Origin of the sequence: Neptunicoccus cionae, assembly GCF_014643735.1 — a bacterium.
Classification (GTDB): Bacteria; Pseudomonadota; Alphaproteobacteria; order Rhodobacterales; family Rhodobacteraceae; genus Amylibacter; species Amylibacter cionae.
Window position 1 is genome coordinate 37,692 of the sequence record NZ_BMKA01000001.1, and the last position, 16,601, is coordinate 54,292.

Below are 16,601 nucleotides of genomic sequence, written 5' to 3' on the forward strand. Positions count from 1 at the left end.
CATTGCGATACCTTGGGAAAATCACTTTGCCAAGGGCTATGAATGGGACGTTGCCGTGCTTATCTAGGATCAGGGCGATAACGCGAAGCAGCAGGCGGAAGGACACGGCATTCTGGGCATCGGAACTTTGATCGACGGCTTAACGCGGCAGGTGGAACTGATCAGCGACGGCGTAAGTGAATCCCTGTTCGAGCCGGTGATCCGGCTGGGCGTGACCGGGCTGTCGCGGGCTGGGAAAACCGTGTTTATAACCTCGCTGGTGGCCAATCTGCTGGATCGTGGCCGGATGCCTGCCTTGCAAGCGGCCAGTCAGGGGCGGATCGAGGCGGCGTTTCTGCAACCCCAGCCCGACGATCTGGTGCCCCGCTTTGAATATGAAAAGCACCTTTCGGCGATGACCGGACCGAATCCGCACTGGCCCGAAAGCACGCGCGCAATTTCACAGCTGCGCCTGTCCCTGCGGGTGGCCCCCGCCGGAGTGCTGTCCGCGATCAAATCGGCGCGGACCATCCATCTTGATATTGTAGATTATCCCGGCGAATGGCTGTTGGACCTGCCGCTGATGGAACAATCGTTTGAGCAATGGTCACAGGGTGCGATTGCCCTTGCGCGCAAACCCTCTCGTGCGCCTTTCGCGGCAGAGTGGCTGGCGCTGCTGGACAAGCTCGACCCCGAGGTTGAACTGGACGAGCCGCAGGCGCAAGAACTCGCCGCTGCCTTTACGGCTTATTTGCAAGCGGCACGGGAATCCGGACTGTCTGCCTGTGCGCCGGGCCGGTTTTTAATGCCGGGCGATCTGGCAGGGTCTCCGGCGTTGACGTTTGCGCCACTGCCTGCCGGAAAATACCCGCGCAACTCTTTGGGGCGGGCGTTTGCGCGGCGCTATGAAACTTACAAATCCGGTGTCATCCGCCCGTTCTTCCGCGATCATTTTTCGCGAATAGACCGCCAAGTGGTGCTGGTAGATGCGCTGGGCGCGATCCATGCGGGGCCGCAGGCGGTGGGCGATTTGCGTGATGCGCTGGCCGACATCCTGTCCTGTTTTAAAACGGGGCGGAACGGCTTTCTTTCCGCACTGCGCGGCAAATCGGTGGAGCGTATCCTGTTTGCAGCCACCAAAGCGGATCACCTGCACCATCACCAACATCCAGCACTGACCACAATCATGGGCGCGCTGGTGCGCAGTGCGCGGGACAAGGCGACCTATCAGGGGGCACAAACCGATGCGATGGCGTTGGCGAGCCTGCGCACCACGGTAGAGGAAACACGCAACCATAATGGTGAGACGCTGGATCTGGTGCGGGGGCGGTTGCTGTCCAATGGAAAGCAGGCGGCGATGTATCCCGGCCAGTTGCCGGACGATCCGTCAGTTCTGCTGAAACCTGCCGAACAGGGGGCCGAACGCTGGCTTGACGGGGATTACGCCATCATGGGGTTTGCCCCTGCCGAAGTCACAATAAAATCAGGCGACGGGCCGCCCCATATCCGGCTGGACCGCGCTGCCGAATTCCTGATCGGGGACAAATTACTATGAGCCGTATACCCTCTAAACCTGTGTTGATTGATCTGGACGAGGCGCCCTCACAGGATCACACACCGGCCAGCGCGCCGCCGGTGCCGGATCTTGACCGGCCCCGTCACACGCCCGCCGCCGAAGTCGGTCTGCGCTTTGCGGCAAGTCGTCGTTCCGGCGTGGCACGGGTGTTTTGGTGGGCGCTCGGGGCGCTTTTGACCTTTATGATTGGCGTCTTTGTCTGGGATTTCGTTGAAACACTTGTGACGCGCAATGTCTGGCTGGGTCGTGTGGCGTTGGGCCTGCTGGCGCTGGTGATCGGTGCGCTTCTGGTTATGGCGGGGCGGGAACTGGCCACCCTGTCGCGCCTGCGCCGGATTGACGGATTGCGGGCCGAGGCAGAACATCTGGTGCAGGAAGGCACGCTGGCCGAGGTCCACAGCTACCAGCAGAAATTGCAGAGCCTTTATCGCGGTCGCGAAGAACTTCGCTGGGGGTTGGCGCGTTTGGCGGAACAAAAGGGCGATATTCTGGATGCGGACAGCGCCCTTGCCCAAAGCGAGAGCCTTTTGCTGCGTCCGCTGGATGATCTGGCACGCAGGCAGATCGAATCTGCGGCGCTGCAGGTGGCAACGGCAACCGCTGTTGTGCCACTGGCTTTCGCGGATGTGATAGTGGCGCTTAGCGCGAACCTGCGAATGATCCGCCAGATTGCGCAGATTTATGGCGGGCGTTCCGGCACACTCGGAAGTTGGCGGCTGACCAAAGCGGTCGCCGCCCATCTGGTGGCAACAGGCGCTGTGGCCATTGGGGATGATCTGATCGGGTCGGTGGCAGGGGGCGGGGTGCTGTCCAAACTGTCCCGCCGGTTCGGGGAAGGCGTGATTAACGGCGCGCTGACCGCCCGTGTAGGTGTGGCCGCGATCGAAGTCTGCCGCCCCATGCCATTTCAGGTGGAGTCCAAACCCCGCGTGACCAACATCATCAAACGCAGCCTGACGGGGTTGTTTGGCAACTGATCAGTGCAGAATCGGAGGGCCGCTTTGGGGGATGTTCATCTCAACCCCCATCCGCAACCCGCGCCCGATCCGGTGGGCAAGAGCCGACCATTGCGCGGCAATCTGATCGGGAAGTTCGCCGGCAAGTGTGTCGTCGAACAGATCTAGCCAGCGGGTAAACATCTCGGGCTTGATGGCGGAGATGCCGGAATGGACCATCATCGGGTTTCCGCTGTAGCTGCGTTCATGCAGAATCGCATTTGCCCAGAAGTCAGTGATTTTCGCTTCGTGGGTGCGCCATATAGCAGCGTCATCCGATAAGCTGTTCAAAAATACCGGCCCAATCACAGTGTCGCGCCGCACACGGGCGTAGAAGGTCGTCACCACCTGTTCGATCTGCGCACGGGTAAGCGGAATGCGCGGCGGTAAGGGCATTACTGTCAATTGAACATCCACACCACTATAAGACCCAGAGGCAACCAGAACAGCATGTTGAAGAAGGACCGCAACAGGCCGAGATCGCCTTTCGGGTCAATATCCAGATGCTCGCATATCTTGGTGCCGGGCCACAAGATCAGATCTGCCACACGTTCCATCAGATGATTCCTTAAATAAGTATTTCGGATGCCTATTTAATACGCCTTTCAAATGCGCATATCAAATGCTAATTATGTCACATGCAGATGACTAAGTTTACAGATTACGGATTGCGGGTGTTGATGGCGCTGGCCGTTACGCAGGAACGTGCCCTTGGCGGCGGACAAATCGCCGCGCAATACGGCATATCTCAACACCATGTGGCCAAGATAGCCACAGCGCTGGTGGCGGGGGGATTTGTGCTGTCGGAGCGGGGGCGGGGCGGTGGCTTGCGGCTGGCGCGTCCGGCAAAAGACATCCGCCTTGGTGCTGTGGTGCGGCATCTGTCCAAGTCCGATGTGCTGGTGGAATGTATGGGGCAGGGATCAAGCTGCTGCATCCTGCCGGCTTGTGGTTTGCGCAGCCCCTTGCAAGAGGCGCAAGAAGCGTTCTTTACCGTGCTCGACGGTTACACGGTTGCCGATACGGTGGCTCAGGGCGACTCTCTGCGCAAATTGTTGGCGGTATAGCAAGACAGCAACCGGTGGACCGTCGTGCAGCATGAAAAATGCCTGTGTTTGTTCGGCTGGACGGGGCGGTTCTACGGGGCTATAACGCGCCCATGAAATATATATTCGGCATCACCCTTCGAATTACCGGCCCGGCGCTCTGATCTTCAGAGCGGCCGGGAAAAGGCGCATGGATCCCCGCGCCGCCCTTGTAAAATGACATCAAGATAAAGACGGAGCCACAACTCATGTGTGCCGAAACCCCTGACTACAAAGACACCCTGCGCCTGCCGAAGACCGATTTTCCGATGCGGGCCGGACTGCCGAAACGTGAACCGGAATGGCTGGAGAAATGGTCCAAGCTGGACCTGTACCACAAACAACGGGCCGAGGCGGGCGACCGCACGCCGTTCATCCTGCATGACGGCCCGCCCTATGCCAACGGTCACCTGCACATCGGCCACGCGCTGAACAAGATCCTCAAGGACTTTATCGTGCGCAGCCAGCAGATGATGGGCAAAGACGCCCGCTATGTGCCGGGCTGGGATTGCCACGGTCTGCCGATTGAATGGAAGATCGAGGAACAGTACCGCAAGAAGGGCAAAAACAAGGACGATGTGCCTATCATCGAGTTACGTCAGGAATGCCGCAAGTTTGCTGAAGGCTGGATCGACATCCAACGCGAGGAGTTCAAACGCCTTGGTGTGCAAGGCAACTGGGAAGACCCTTATCTGACCATGAATTTCAGTTCCGAAGCGGTGATCGCTGAAGAATTCATGAAGTTCGTAATGAATGGTGCGCTGTATCAGGGGTCAAAGCCGGTGATGTGGTCCCCTATCGAAAAAACCGCCTTGGCCGAGGCTGAGGTGGAATATCACGATAAGGACAGCTTTACCGTCTGGGTGAAGTTCAAGGTGCAGGGCGATAGCGATCTGGCCGATGCTTTCGTTGTGATCTGGACAACGACCCCTTGGACCATGCCGTCGAATAAGGCTGTGGTTTACGGCAAGGACATTTCCTACGGATTGTACGAGGTCACTGGCACGCCTGAGGAATCATGGGCCAATGTTGGTGACCGTTTCCTGCTGGCAGATAATTTGGCCGCTGATGTGATGACCAAGGCGCGGCTGGAAGACGGGCAATACACCCGTGTGCGCGATGTGCCTGCGTCTGATCTGGAAGGTTTGGGCCTGCTGCATCCTCTGGCGGGGGCCGAAGGGGGCAACGGTGAATGGGACGATGTGCGCGATTTCCGTGCTGCGGACTTTGTAACTGACACTGAAGGCACAGGTTTCGTACACTGCGCCCCGTCCCACGGGATGGAGGAATACGAGCTGTTCCGCGACCTGAACATGCTGGAACAGGTCATCACCTACAACGTGATGGACGACGGTTCCTTCCGCGCCGATCTGCCGTTCTTTGGTGGCAAATACATCCTGAACCGCAAAGGCGGTGAGGGTGATGCGAATAAAGCTGTGATCGACAAGCTGGTCGAAGTCGGCGGGTTGCTTGCGCGTGGTAAGATCAAGCACAGCTATCCCCATTCGTGGCGCTCCAAAGCACCGGTGATCTATCGCAACACGCCCCAGTGGTTTGCTGCGATCGACAAACCTGTCGGGGGCGATGACACCTACGGCGAAACCATCCGCGAGCGGGCGTTGAATTCCATCGACCAACTGGTGAAATGGACCCCTGTGACGGGGCGTAACCGCCTGTACTCCATGATCGAATCCCGCCCTGACTGGGTTCTGTCCCGCCAACGGGCGTGGGGTGTGCCGCTGACTTGTTTCACCCGCAAGGGATCGTTGCCAACGGATGCAGATTACATCCTGCGCGACGATGCCGTGAACGCCCGTATCGCCGAAGCCTTCCGCGCTCAGGGTGCGGATTGCTGGTACGAAGACGGTGCCAAGGCGCGGTTCCTTGGGGATGACTACCCGCACGAGGATTGGGATCAGGTGTTTGACATTCTCGACGTGTGGTTTGACTCCGGCTCGACCCACTCTTTCGTGGTGCGGGATCGTGCAGACGGTTCGCCTGACGGGATTGCAGATGTCTATCTTGAAGGCACCGACCAGCATCGCGGCTGGTTCCATTCGTCGATGTTGCAGGCCTGTGGCACCAAGGGACGCGCGCCGTATAAGGCGGTTGTGACCCACGGGTTCACGCTCGATGAAAAGGGCATGAAGATGTCCAAATCCATCGGCAACACCATCGTGCCGGAAACCATCGTCAAACAATACGGCGCGGATATTCTGCGTCTGTGGGTGGCGCAAACCGACTTTACCGCCGACCAGCGGATCGGGCCGGAAATCCTGAAAGGCGTAGCAGACAGCTATCGCCGCCTGCGCAACACCATGCGGTTCCTGCTGGGCAATCTGGACGGGTTTAGCGATGCGGAAAAGGTGGAACCAGCTGATATGCCAGAGCTGGAGCGCTGGGTGCTGCATCGTCTGGCAGAGTTGGATCACGTGGTTCAAACCGGCTATAGCGCCTATAACTTCCAGAGTGTTTTGCAGCAGTTGTTCCAGTTCTGCACGGTTGATCTGTCTTCGGTCTATTTCGATATCCGCAAGGATGTTCTGTACTGTGATGGCGCGGACAGCCATGAACGGCGTTCGGCCCGCACGGTTCTGAACCTGCTGTTCGAGCGGCTGACAACTTGGCTGGCACCGATGCTGGTGTTCACGATGGAAGATGTCTGGCTGGAACGCTATCCGGGCGAAGAAAGCTCTGTCCATTTGCAGGATTTCCCCAACACGCCGGGCGAATGGCGGGACGAGGGTCTGGCCGCGAAATGGGAGAAAATCCGCCGTGTGCGCCGCGTTGTAACAGGCGCGATCGAGGTTCAGCGCCGCGATAAGGTGATCGGTGCTTCGCTAGAGGCCGCTCCGGTTGTGCATGTGCGCGACGCGGATGTCCTACAGGCGCTGAAATCCACGCCATTCGCGGATATCTGCATCACTTCGGCTGTGACACTGACAGATGATCCGATCCCTGCCGAGGCGTTCCGTATGCCCGATATCGATGGGGTCGGTGTTGTGTTTGAAACCGCCGAGGGCGAGAAATGCCAGCGCTGCTGGAAGATTCTGCCGGATGTGGGCACCCATGAGCATCCCGGTACCTGCGGGCGGTGTTCAGCTGCTTTGTAAGGGGCGCCGGGAAAATTCGGAGATTATTGATTGGGGCCCTTCGGGGCCCCTTTTGAGTATTTGGGGAACATTGAAGCCTATGGCTTAGTCCCAAATCTCCGGCTGTGTCGTGTAGGCGATGTAGAGTGGGTGTTTTGGGTGGCCGGCTTTGGACAGGCCGAGGTGGTAAAGCGGTTTGTCCTGCGCCCGCAGCAGCTGTTCCATCAGCGGACCGCGACCCAGATGGGCGCCGTGGGTGCCCCATGCGCAGACGATGCGGTCGGCGGTTTTGGCAGCGGCAAGGATTGCAGCATCGTTTTCAGGGCCGACCGGATCATGGGCGGCGCGCATATCGCGCGGATCAGTGGCGCGGTAAGCAAAGATGTTGCAGACGGTAAAGCCGCCAAAGCCCAAGGCGCGGGCGCGGCGTTCGCAGCGTTCCACAGTGGGATCGTTCTGTACCTCGGTCGCGGTGGACGGGTTGAGCATGACAAACAACACATGCCCGCCCGCATCAGACCACTTGCGCGTCAGCGTGTAGCGAAAGGCTTCGCAGTCGGAATAGACCGCGACCGACACCGCATCGCCTTTGGTGTGGTGCCGCTCAATTGTCATGGCGCACAAAGACGCGGGTGGGGTGCAGCTCTCCGGCTTTGTAGATGCCGATGGCGACGGGTTCACCGTTACAGGCCACCCATGCCTCGTCGCCGTATTCCAGATCCGATGTGATCACCATGCCCGGATTGCCATTGCGCAGGCGGGCGGCGTCCTCAACGCGGCAGGAAAGGGCAGGCAGGTCAGTAAGGCCGGTTTCCAGCGGCAGCAGATACTGGTCGAGTTCCGGTGTTTTTGCCAGTTCGTCGATGGTCTCAAGGCCGATCCCGTCAGAGGTTTCAAACGGGCCGGACCAGATGCGGCGCAGGGTCAGCACATGGCCGTAACAGCCGAGCTTTTCCCCCAGATCGCGCGCGATAGAGCGCACATAGCCGCCTTTGCCACAGACCAGTTCCAGTTCCACATGATCCGCATCAGGGCGGGACAGAAAGGACAGGTCTTCCACCCAGAGCGGGCGCGGCGCGAGTTCGAAATCCTCATCCCCGCCACGGGCCATTTTATAGGCGCGCTGTCCGTCCACCTTGACGGCGGAGAACTTGGGCGGGATTTGTTCTATGTCACCGACAAAACTGCCGAGGGCGGCTTTGATCTGTGCATCTGTGGGGCGGTCGTCGCTGCTGGCAATGACCTCGCCTTCGGTGTCATCAGTGTTGGTCGCCTGACCGAGCCGCACAGTAAAAGCATAAGCTTTCAGCGCGTCAGTAATGTAGGGCACGGTTTTGGTCGCCTCCCCCAGCGCCACGGCCAGAACGCCGGTAGCTTCAGGGTCAAGCGTGCCTGCGTGGCCCGCTTTATTCGCGTTCATCGCCCATTTCACCTTGTTCACAACTGCGGTGGAGGTGATGCCAGCGGGTTTGTCCACCACCAGCCAGCCCGAGATATCGCGGCCCTTGCGTTTACGTCCCATTTGCTTGCCCTGCTACTTGTCTGTCACAACACCGATGATCGGACCCAACGAGGTAAAGCCGAAATCCGAACGGTTAAGGTTGGGGGCATACAGGCGGGAAATGTTGCCGTCAAAGTAAAGTGCCTGTGGCAGCTTCAGATAATCGCGAAAAAAGCTGGCAAATGCGTGAAAATTGACCGGCGCGTTGGAAATCACGAAAGTTGCGGTCTTTCCGTCACGGCTGGTGCCCACCCCGTTGCGGATATAGCGGCTGTCGCTGTCGGGCAGGAAACGGGGGTGCAGTTTGCCATCAATCACCAGCATCGGGCCGGATTGGGTGGCATGGGTGCAAGTGGGTTGATCGTCGAGATAGCGCAGGGTTTCGATCACATCGGCGCGGCCCTGCCGGACACAAAACACCCCGTTTGGCAGCAGGCCAAAGTTCCCCGGACCAGCGTTCGGGATCACCCTTTGCAGTTCTGTGCCGTTCTCGATGTAGTGTCCCACCGGCGCGCGGTTTTCGTGATACATCCCCGCGTTCATCGCAAAGGCCAGCTTCTTGCCCTTGGCCAGCAACATCCGGTCGAGGCTGGCGAACTGGCCATAGGGTTTGCCCGCCTCCGTGTATAAATACAGTTCTAGCCGGTCTTGCGTCATATCAGCGGTGCAAACCGTATAGCTGACAGATTTATAACTGACATCGCGGCAAGGAGACTCGCCACTTTGGGCGTGGGCAGTTCCGGACAGTCCAGCAGCGCAGAGCAAGAGTGTAACCAGTGTTCGCATCATGCCGTTTTGCCTTTTGACTTTTGAGTTGCCGTGTCCTGCTGCGGTTTTTTACGACTCGTCTTTGTCCAGATCCTGCTTCACGCTGGATTGCTCCAACAGGCGGCGGGTTTCGTCCATCTGGTCAAAGGTGCGGTCGTAGACGAACTTCAGCTCTGGCGAGTATTTCAGATCTAGGTTTTTGTTGATCGAACGGCGTAGCTCGTAGGTGTTCTTGTTCAGCGCCTCAATCACCAGATCGGCGTTCACCCCGCCAAGAGGCAGCACGTGGACCACCGCCTTGCGCAGGTCGGGGGTGGGGCGGACCTCTCCGACCGTGATAGAGACATGGGCCAGATCGGGATCGTGGATGTCGCCACGGGACAGGGTTTCCGCAAGGCTGCGGCGGATCAGTTCCCCGACGCGCAGCTGGCGCTGGCTCGGGCCTGCGGATGAATCTTGTGTGCGTTTGGCCATGGTATCCTCTTTTTCAGCCCATTTATGGCAGAAACCCACAGCTTACAACATGGCTTTGCGTCACGGGGGCTTTGACTTTGCCTGTAGGCGGGGTAAAGCCGAACCAAGCACAGTATAGGAGCAAGTTCATGTCAGACCAACCAGCCATCGCGATCGTGGGCGCTTCGGGCCGTATGGGGCGGATGTTGATACAGACGGTTCTGGACAGCGATCAGGCCACCCTAGCGGGCGTGACAGAGCGTGCGGGACATGAATGGATCGGTAAGGATTTGGGCGCTTGCATGGGGGGCGCCGATTTGGGGGTCACAGTGTCGGATGACCCGCTGGAGGTATTCGCCAAAGCGCAGGCGGTGATTGATTTTACCAGCCCTGACGCCACCGTTGAACATGCGGCACTGGCGGCACAGGCCCGTGCGGTTCATGTGATCGGCACGACTGGTATGGATGACAGTCATCTGGCCAAACTGTCCGCGGCGGCGCGCCATGCGCCGATCATTCGCGCTGGCAACATGAGCCTTGGGGTCAATCTGCTGGTGCAGCTCACCAGAAAGGTTGCGCAGGCGCTGGATGAGGATTTCGACATCGAAGTGGTGGAGGCCCATCATCGCCACAAAGTAGACGCCCCAAGTGGTACGGCCCTGATGCTGGGCGAGGCGGCCGCCGAAGGGCGCGGCGTTGCGTTGGATGATGTGGCGGATCGCGGGCGGGACGGGATCACCGGCGCGCGCAAACGGGGTGACATCGGGTTCAGCGCCATTCGTGGTGGCGATGTGGTCGGGGAACACGATGTGATCTTTGCCGCTGAGGGGGAACGCATTGTGCTACGTCACCTTGCCACCGACCGGCGCATTTTTGCGCGCGGCGCGGTGAAGGCCGCGATCTGGGGGCAGGGCAAAAATCCGGGCGAATACGATATGATGGACGTGCTGGGGCTGTAACCAGCACGGCAAGAGTGTCGGAGGTTATTCAGAAATCCGACACGATGCCCTTCTTTTCCCAATCGCCAAAGCGGGTGGGTTCCGGTCCGTCCCGTCCGCCGAGTTCCGACGGCAGGTCTAGCGGTGCGGCTTCTGCCTTGCGGGCGGCGGCCTCGGCTAGTGCCCGCTCTGCTGCGGCTTGCAGTTTTTTCTGTTTTTCGTCGTCGCTCATTTGTGTCTGCCTGATGACTGGTCTAAAGCTGTCTTAACACTTTATCCGATCCGGATTGAATGTAAAAACACCCGATCCGCCCTGATGATCCGCTAATGGCGGGCAGGGACCGGACAGAACAAAGGGATACCGGATGGTAAAATCCTCCACATCGGCCCGGTTTGGTGCAGTTGCGCTGATACACGCGGTTCTTATGGATCACCAGATGCTGGGCGATTCGGTGCAGCGTGAAGACGGACCTCTGGCAAAACTGGTGCCCGCTGATCGTGCGCGCGCGCAGTCGCTTGCGGCCCTCACCTTGCGCCATATGCCCCGTATTGATGCGGTGCTGGCAGAGTTCATGGATCACAAGCCACCGTTGCGCGCGCTCAACGCTTTGCGGGTCTGCGCGGCTGAAATCGTTCTGGATGGTATTCCGGCCCACGGTGCTGTGAATGCCGCGGTGGAAATTGCACGGGCCAGTCAGAAGACCAAGCACCTTGCCGGAATGGTGAATGCCGTTGGGCGTAAACTGGGGGAGCTGGACGTGTCCGCGCTACAGGATATGCCGGTTCCTCAACTGCCCAAAGCCCTGCGCGGCGCGATTGTCAAAGCCTTCGGGCCAGAGGGGACAGAGGCCATTGAACGCGCCCATCTGGAACGCCCCCCTGTAGATTTGACCCTGCGTGATCCGTCCAAAGGGGCAGAGTGGGCCGAAAAGCTGGGCGCTGAACTGTTGCCGACTGGCAGCCTGCGTTTGCATCAGCCGGGGCAGATTTCCGCGCTCGACGGTTTTGAAGAGGGCGCGTGGTGGGTGCAAGACGCAGCTGCCGCCATGCCAGTGCGCCTGATGGGGGATATCAGCGGTAAACGAGTGCTCGACCTTTGCGCGGCACCCGGTGGTAAGACCATGCAGCTTTGCGCGGCAGGGGCAGATGTGACCGCACTGGATCTCTCGCCCGAACGGATGCACCGCGTGATGGAAAACACACGGCGCATGGGGTTCCGTCCGCGCATGGAAGTGGCCAATGCGATGCACTGGACACCGGACGAACCGTTCGACGCAATCCTGCTGGATGCGCCCTGTTCGGCCACTGGCACCATTCGCCGCCATCCTGACTTGCCCTATGTGCGGCCCTCGCTCGATCTCAAACCGCTGCTGGATCTGCAACAGAACATGTTGCAACGGGCGGCTGGCTGGCTGAAACCGGGCGGGCAGATGGTCTATGCCACTTGCAGCCTGATCCCCGCCGAAGGGGAACGCCAGATCGCCCGCGCGCTGGAACCGACCGATCTGGTCGAAGCGCCGGTCGATGCCGCCGCGCTGGGCCTGACACCTGAATGGCAGGTTTCAACCGGCGCGATCCGCCTGCGGCCGGATTACTGGCCGGAGCGGGGTGGCATGGATGGTTTTTATATGGCCCGCCTGCACAAGCAGTGATGACAGCATGGCGCTAACCCCCTATATCTTGTGGAGAATACGGGCGTGGGGCTGATATGACTGAAGGTGCGCGATTGCACTGGTATCCAATGGCGATGGCCGAGGCTTGTCGGCGGCGCTGGATGCGGTGGCGGGATTTCCTCGCCCTGCGCATGGCCCGTTTTGCGGCCCCAGCGAAAGCCTTTAAATCCCAACCCGATCCGCGATCCTATGGTCTGGCGACCCGTGGCTTGCAGGTGCTTGCAGGCAACCATCTGGTGCAGGGGGATGTGGTCGAACAGGGTAAGGGTGTGCTTTGGGGGGCCGCGCTGGATGATCCCGAAACGGCGGCAGAACTGCACGGGTTCAACTGGCTTGATGATGTGGTGGCAGTGGACACGCCCGAGGCCCGCAAACAGGCGCAGGTCTGGCTGTTCGACTGGATCGCGCGGTTCGGCGGCGGGCGTGGTGACGGCTGGGCGCCGGATGTGACAGGAAGGCGGGTGGTGCGCTGGATCAATCACGCGATCCTGATCCTGCACCATGCTGAACCTGACCAGTCCCGCGCCTATTTCGCAGCCCTTGGCCACCAGTCCCGCTTTCTGTTGAAACGCTGGAAGTCGGCCCATGCCGGATTTCCCCGGTTCGAGGCGCTGACGGGTCTTGTTTATTGCGGGCTGGCGCTGGAAGGGCAGGATCACGTGCTGGCACCGGCGCTGCGGGCGCTCGGGCGGGAATGCCAGCGGGAGATCGCACAGGATGGCGGTATCTCCAGTCGTAACCCCGAAGAGCTAATGGAAATCTTTACGCTGTTGTCCTCGGTCAATCAGGCGGTCAGTTCGGACGGGGATTATATCAATCCCGAAATTATCCGCGCGCTGCAACGGATGGCCCCTGCGATTCGGGCCTTGCGCTTTGGTGATGGCACGATGGCGCGGTTTCATGGCGGGGATACGGGGCAGGCGGACCGAATTGATCAGGCGCTGGCAGATGCGGGGATCGGATCACCAGCGCGGCAGGGGGGTGCGATGGGATTCGCACGGCTTTCGGCGGGGGGCACTGTGGTGCTGATGGATTCGGCGCGGCTTCCGGTGATTGGCGCACCGGAGCGGGCCCATGCCTCTACACTCGCGGTGGAGATGTACTCGGGCAAGCTGCCGGTTCTGGTCAGTATGGGCTCTGCCCGCGGGTTTTCGGCCAACCTTCACAGCGCCGCCCGCGCCACAGCGGCCCATAGTGCCGTGACAATAGCAGGGGCGTCCCTTGCGCGGTTTGCGGGTTCCGGTTTTGTGCGCCGGATTTACGGACAGCAACTGATTGATGCACCACGAAAAATCACGCTTCAGCGGGACAACAACCAGTTCGGAGAGGCGGTTTTGTGCAGTCACGACGGTTACGCCGCGTCCTTTGGCCTGACCCACAGCCGTGAAATCGCAGTGCTGCACACTGGGGCCGAGGTTCAGGGGCATGACCGCATCTTTGCGAAAACCACAGCAGAGAAAGTTCGCTTTGCAGCTGCGGCGGCGGACATGGGGCAGAACCGCGAACTGCCTTTTGCTGCGCATTTCCGCCTGCATCCTGACGCCCGCGTCGCCCTTGATATGGGGGATACAGTTGCCTCGGTCACTTTGCAGAACGGAGAGGTGTGGTTGTTGCGGGCTGACGGGCTGAAACTGACGCTGCATGACACGATCTATTTCGAGCAGGGCCGATTGGGTCCACGCGCGACAAAAGAGGTTGTGGCCACTTCCGCAGTTGTTGAGTATGAGGGCGTCATACGCTGGACCCTGTCGCGCCCGGCATGATTGAAAACCCTGTTTTTGGGGCGGATTTCAAAAGGGCGGCGGCCTATGACACAAGGAATGATCTGCTCTCATGTCACAAAACCTGCAACCCCTGCGCCGTGCGCTGCTGTCTGTATCTGATAAAACCGGATTGATCGAACTGGCTACGGCTCTGGATGCCAAAGGCGTGGAACTGCTGTCCACCGGCGGCACCGCCAAAGCGATCCGCGAGGCAGGTCTGCCGGTCAAGGATGTGTCCGACATAACAAAATTCCCCGAAATGATGGATGGTCGCGTTAAAACCCTGCACCCGATGGTGCATGGCGGCTTGCTGGCGCTGCGGGACAATGCCGATCATCAGGCAGCTATGGACGAACACGGCATTGGCGCAATCGACCTGCTGGTGGTGAACCTCTACCCGTTTGAAGCCACAGTAGCCGCAGGTGGCGATTACGAAACCTGCATTGAAAACATCGACATTGGCGGCCCCGCGATGATCCGCGCCGCTGCCAAGAACCACGGGTTTGTGTCTGTGGTGGTGGATGTTGAAGACTACGACGCGCTGCTGACTGAACTTGATGCAAATGACGGGCAAACCGGCATGGCCTTCCGTCAAACACTGGCCCAAACCGCCTATGCCCGCACCGGGGCTTATGACGCGGCTGTTTCGACTTGGATGGCAGGCGCGATCAAACAGGACGCGCCACGGCGCAAAGCGATTGCCGGCACACTTGCGCAAAGCCTGCGCTACGGGGAAAACCCGCACCAGTCTGCATCGTTTTACACAGACGGCAGCACGCGGCCTGGCGTGGCAACAGCCAAGCAACATCAGGGCAAGGAACTGTCCTACAACAACATCAACGACACGGATGCCGCGTTCGAGTTGGTGGCCGAATTCGATCCGGCAGACGGTCCGGCCTGTGCCATCATCAAACACGCCAACCCGTGTGGCGTGGCCCGTGGCGCGACGTTGGCCGAGGCGTATCAATCCGCATTTGATTGTGACCGCACGTCGGCTTTCGGCGGGATCATTGCGCTGAACCAGACACTGGACGGGGCAACCGCCAAACAGATCGTGGAAATCTTCACCGAGGTGGTTATCGCCCCTGAGGTAACAGACGAAGCGAAGGAAGTCTTTGCCGCGAAAAAGAACCTGCGTCTGCTGACAACCGGCGGTCTGCCGGATGTGCGCAGTGCGGGGCAGACGTGGAAACAGGTTTCCGGTGGCTATCTTATTCAGGACCGCGACAACGGGTTTATCACTGAATCCGATCTGAAGGTTGTAACCAAACGCGCGCCGGATGCGCAGGAATTGGCCGATCTGCTGCTGGCGTGGAAAATTGCCAAGCACGTCAAATCCAACGCGATTGTCTATGTGAAAGACGGTGCAACAGTTGGTGTGGGCGCTGGCCAGATGAGCCGCGTTGACAGCACACGTATTGCCGCGCGCAAATCGCAGGACATGGCCGAAGTGCTGGGTCTGGCAGAACCACTGACCAAAGGGTCGGTTGTGGCATCAGATGCGTTCTTTCCCTTTTCCGACGGTCTGTTGACTGCGGCCGAAGCAGGGGCAACGGCTGTGATCCAGCCCGGTGGTTCCATGCGCGATGACGAAGTAATCGCCGCCGCAGACGAGGCCGGACTGGCCATGGTCTTTACCGGCATGCGCCACTTCCGCCACTAAGCAAAGGATCAGAACATGCGGCGCATACTCACCATGAGCCTTGGTATTTTCGCTCTGGATCAGATCACGAAACTTTTCGTGGTCGAGCTTCTGGACCTGAAAACGCGGCTTGCGATTGATGTGCTGCCGCCCCTGGTCAACTTTCGCATGGCGTGGAACGAGGGCATCAACTTTGGTTTGATGTCTGGTCTTGAAGTGGATGCCATGCGCTGGTTCTTGATCGCGGTTTCCATTGTCATTTCAGGATGGGTGTTATGGTGGGGCCGCAATTTCAGCAGTTGGTTCGGTGCCTTTCTGATCGGCTGTATCGTCGGCGGGGCGCTGGGCAACACAGTGGACCGTGTGGTCTACGGGGCTGTTGCGGACTTCCTGAACATGTCGTGCTGTGGCTTTAGAAACCCGTTTTCCTTTAACGTTGCCGACATCGCTATTTTCATCGGGGCTTTTGGGCTAGTACTGTTTTCAGAGCGGCTCAACAGAAGGGCGTGACGGCGGATGAAATCTGCGATAAAACGACAAAAATTCCTTAGGTGACGATATGATAGCCTTTAAAAAGTCCGGTTTGAAGTGGATTGGCGCGCTTGCCTTGGTAGCAGCCGTGGCCGGGTGCGATACTTCTAAAGGGATCGGGCGGTTCTTTGCCGGTGGTGCCACAGATGCCGGACCCGACGAATTCGGGATCGTTCCGAACAAGCCGCTGACGCTGCCCGATGATCTGGCCGCTTTGCCTGAACCTGCACCCGGGACACGTAACCGTACCGACCTTTTGCCCGAACATGACGCAGTTGCGGCCCTTGGCGGACAACCGGCCCGTCTGGACAGCACGACTATTAACAGCGGTGAAGGCCCGCTTCTGGCAGCGGCAACGCGCAATGGCGCCGCACCGGAGATCCGTGAGGTTCTGGCCAAGGAAGACGCCCAATACCGTGAGGACAACGGCCCCTTGTTCCTGCAACGCCTGTTCAAAGTGGACACGTACTTGCAAGACTACGAGGATCAGACCCTCAAAGCGCGCCGCACGAATGATCTGATGCGGCGCAGCAATGTAAAGACACCATCGGTTTCACCGCAAAGTGATCGCTAGAGCCTGAATGCACGGGATGTTTACCGAATAT

Annotated in this window: 17 protein-coding genes; 10 read left to right on the forward strand and 7 right to left on the reverse strand. The window is 59.4% G+C overall.

The genetic code is table 11. The features are described from left to right. Nucleotides 1-112 precede the first annotated feature (112 nt). Both IEX10_RS00120 and IEX10_RS00125 read left to right on the forward strand, forming a co-directional pair. Nucleotides 113-1,534 (forward strand): YcjX family GTP-binding protein, encoded by a 1,422-nt coding sequence (locus IEX10_RS00120; protein ID WP_188671530.1) that lies wholly within the window; start codon nucleotides 113-115, stop codon nucleotides 1,532-1,534. Continuing rightward, on the forward strand, nucleotides 1,531-2,532 hold the full coding sequence (locus IEX10_RS00125) for a YcjF family protein (RefSeq protein WP_188669736.1): 1,002 nt from the start codon (nucleotides 1,531-1,533) through the stop codon (nucleotides 2,530-2,532). Before IEX10_RS00120 ends, IEX10_RS00125 begins: the two co-directional genes overlap by 4 nt. Here IEX10_RS00125 and IEX10_RS00130 read toward each other — a convergent pair whose 3' ends face one another. Both IEX10_RS00130 and IEX10_RS00135 read right to left on the reverse strand, forming a co-directional pair. Beyond that, nucleotides 2,533-2,946 carry a group III truncated hemoglobin gene (locus IEX10_RS00130; protein WP_188671532.1) on the reverse strand — a complete coding sequence of 138 codons (414 nt, stop codon included), beginning with the start codon at nucleotides 2,944-2,946 and terminating at the stop codon, nucleotides 2,533-2,535. Nucleotides 2,947-2,951: 5 nt separating this feature from the next. Further along, complete coding sequence (locus IEX10_RS00135; protein ID WP_188669738.1) at nucleotides 2,952-3,107, reverse strand: hypothetical protein; 156 nt, start codon at nucleotides 3,105-3,107, stop codon at nucleotides 2,952-2,954. Nucleotides 3,108-3,194: 87 nt separating this feature from the next. Here IEX10_RS00135 and IEX10_RS00140 point away from each other — a divergent pair, with 87 nt between their 5' ends. Beyond that, nucleotides 3,195-3,617, forward strand: a complete 423-nt coding sequence (locus IEX10_RS00140; protein ID WP_229678377.1) for an RrF2 family transcriptional regulator — start codon at nucleotides 3,195-3,197, stop codon at nucleotides 3,615-3,617. A 227-nt stretch (nucleotides 3,618-3,844) separates the two neighbouring features. After that, the gene (ileS, locus tag IEX10_RS00145; protein WP_188669741.1) at nucleotides 3,845-6,748 is read left to right on the forward strand and encodes an isoleucine--tRNA ligase; all 2,904 of its coding nucleotides are present in this window, start codon (nucleotides 3,845-3,847) and stop codon (nucleotides 6,746-6,748) included. 84 nt (nucleotides 6,749-6,832) lie between these two features. On the opposite strand, the gene IEX10_RS00150 is transcribed toward ileS, so the two are convergent. The 4 genes from IEX10_RS00150 to rbfA are packed head-to-tail and all read right to left on the reverse strand — an operon-like array spanning nucleotide 6,833 to nucleotide 9,470. Next, nucleotides 6,833-7,342 (reverse strand): DUF1643 domain-containing protein, encoded by a 510-nt coding sequence (locus IEX10_RS00150; protein WP_188669743.1) that lies wholly within the window; start codon nucleotides 7,340-7,342, stop codon nucleotides 6,833-6,835. Next, nucleotides 7,332-8,249, reverse strand: coding sequence for a tRNA pseudouridine(55) synthase TruB (gene truB, locus IEX10_RS00155; protein ID WP_188669746.1), 918 nt, complete (start codon nucleotides 8,247-8,249; stop codon nucleotides 7,332-7,334). The genes IEX10_RS00150 and truB overlap by 11 nt, the downstream gene beginning before the upstream one ends. 12 nt (nucleotides 8,250-8,261) lie before the next feature. Beyond that, nucleotides 8,262-9,014, reverse strand: coding sequence for a phosphodiester glycosidase family protein (locus IEX10_RS00160; protein WP_188671534.1), 753 nt, complete (start codon nucleotides 9,012-9,014; stop codon nucleotides 8,262-8,264). Nucleotides 9,015-9,065: 51 nt separating this feature from the next. After that, the gene (rbfA, locus tag IEX10_RS00165; RefSeq protein WP_188669747.1) at nucleotides 9,066-9,470 is read right to left on the reverse strand and encodes a 30S ribosome-binding factor RbfA; all 405 of its coding nucleotides are present in this window, start codon (nucleotides 9,468-9,470) and stop codon (nucleotides 9,066-9,068) included. Nucleotides 9,471-9,598: 128 nt separating this feature from the next. Here rbfA and dapB point away from each other — a divergent pair, with 128 nt between their 5' ends. Beyond that, complete coding sequence (gene dapB, locus IEX10_RS00170; protein WP_188669750.1) at nucleotides 9,599-10,408, forward strand: 4-hydroxy-tetrahydrodipicolinate reductase; 810 nt, start codon at nucleotides 9,599-9,601, stop codon at nucleotides 10,406-10,408. A gap of 28 nt (nucleotides 10,409-10,436) precedes the next feature. On the opposite strand, the gene IEX10_RS00175 is transcribed toward dapB, so the two are convergent. Further along, nucleotides 10,437-10,619, reverse strand: a complete 183-nt coding sequence (locus IEX10_RS00175) for a DUF1674 domain-containing protein (RefSeq protein ID WP_188669752.1) — start codon at nucleotides 10,617-10,619, stop codon at nucleotides 10,437-10,439. 133 nt (nucleotides 10,620-10,752) lie between these two features. Between IEX10_RS00175 and IEX10_RS00180 the strand changes: the two genes are divergently transcribed. The 5 genes from IEX10_RS00180 (at nucleotide 10,753) to IEX10_RS00200 (ending at nucleotide 16,570) form a co-directional block, all read left to right on the forward strand. Continuing rightward, on the forward strand, nucleotides 10,753-12,039 hold the full coding sequence (locus IEX10_RS00180; protein WP_188669753.1) for an RsmB/NOP family class I SAM-dependent RNA methyltransferase: 1,287 nt from the start codon (nucleotides 10,753-10,755) through the stop codon (nucleotides 12,037-12,039). Between the two features lie 56 nt (nucleotides 12,040-12,095). Then, nucleotides 12,096-13,823, forward strand: coding sequence for a heparinase II/III family protein (locus IEX10_RS00185; RefSeq protein ID WP_188669756.1), 1,728 nt, complete (start codon nucleotides 12,096-12,098; stop codon nucleotides 13,821-13,823). Nucleotides 13,824-13,893: 70 nt separating this feature from the next. Next, nucleotides 13,894-15,486, forward strand: coding sequence for a bifunctional phosphoribosylaminoimidazolecarboxamide formyltransferase/IMP cyclohydrolase (gene purH, locus IEX10_RS00190; RefSeq protein ID WP_188669758.1), 1,593 nt, complete (start codon nucleotides 13,894-13,896; stop codon nucleotides 15,484-15,486). 15 nt (nucleotides 15,487-15,501) lie between these two features. After that, a complete protein-coding gene (locus IEX10_RS00195; RefSeq protein WP_188669760.1) occupies nucleotides 15,502-15,975 on the forward strand; it encodes a signal peptidase II in 474 nt (157 codons plus the stop codon). 49 nt (nucleotides 15,976-16,024) lie between these two features. Continuing rightward, a complete protein-coding gene (locus IEX10_RS00200) occupies nucleotides 16,025-16,570 on the forward strand; it encodes a DUF3035 domain-containing protein (protein ID WP_188669761.1) in 546 nt (181 codons plus the stop codon). Nucleotides 16,571-16,601: the final 31 nt, after the last annotated feature.

What these genes read in the sequence shown, in the direction of transcription:
- IEX10_RS00125 (WP_188669736.1), top strand. Translation starts at nt 1,531, where the DNA reads ATGAGCCGTATACCCTCTAAACCTGTGTTGATTGATCTGGACGAGGCG.
- IEX10_RS00130 (WP_188671532.1), bottom strand. Translation starts at nt 2,946, where the DNA reads ATGCCCTTACCGCCGCGCATTCCGCTTACCCGTGCGCAGATCGAACAG.
- IEX10_RS00135 (WP_188669738.1), bottom strand. Translation starts at nt 3,107, where the DNA reads ATGGAACGTGTGGCAGATCTGATCTTGTGGCCCGGCACCAAGATATGC.
- IEX10_RS00140 (WP_229678377.1), top strand. Translation starts at nt 3,195, where the DNA reads ATGACTAAGTTTACAGATTACGGATTGCGGGTGTTGATGGCGCTGGCC.
- ileS (WP_188669741.1), top strand. Translation starts at nt 3,845, where the DNA reads ATGTGTGCCGAAACCCCTGACTACAAAGACACCCTGCGCCTGCCGAAG.
- IEX10_RS00150 (WP_188669743.1), bottom strand. Translation starts at nt 7,342, where the DNA reads ATGACAATTGAGCGGCACCACACCAAAGGCGATGCGGTGTCGGTCGCG.
- truB (WP_188669746.1), bottom strand. Translation starts at nt 8,249, where the DNA reads ATGGGACGTAAACGCAAGGGCCGCGATATCTCGGGCTGGCTGGTGGTG.
- IEX10_RS00160 (WP_188671534.1), bottom strand. Translation starts at nt 9,014, where the DNA reads ATGCGAACACTGGTTACACTCTTGCTCTGCGCTGCTGGACTGTCCGGA.
- rbfA (WP_188669747.1), bottom strand. Translation starts at nt 9,470, where the DNA reads ATGGCCAAACGCACACAAGATTCATCCGCAGGCCCGAGCCAGCGCCAG.
- dapB (WP_188669750.1), top strand. Translation starts at nt 9,599, where the DNA reads ATGTCAGACCAACCAGCCATCGCGATCGTGGGCGCTTCGGGCCGTATG.
- IEX10_RS00175 (WP_188669752.1), bottom strand. Translation starts at nt 10,619, where the DNA reads ATGAGCGACGACGAAAAACAGAAAAAACTGCAAGCCGCAGCAGAGCGG.
- IEX10_RS00180 (WP_188669753.1), top strand. Translation starts at nt 10,753, where the DNA reads ATGGTAAAATCCTCCACATCGGCCCGGTTTGGTGCAGTTGCGCTGATA.
- IEX10_RS00185 (WP_188669756.1), top strand. Translation starts at nt 12,096, where the DNA reads ATGACTGAAGGTGCGCGATTGCACTGGTATCCAATGGCGATGGCCGAG.
- purH (WP_188669758.1), top strand. Translation starts at nt 13,894, where the DNA reads ATGTCACAAAACCTGCAACCCCTGCGCCGTGCGCTGCTGTCTGTATCT.
- IEX10_RS00195 (WP_188669760.1), top strand. Translation starts at nt 15,502, where the DNA reads ATGCGGCGCATACTCACCATGAGCCTTGGTATTTTCGCTCTGGATCAG.
- IEX10_RS00200 (WP_188669761.1), top strand. Translation starts at nt 16,025, where the DNA reads ATGATAGCCTTTAAAAAGTCCGGTTTGAAGTGGATTGGCGCGCTTGCC.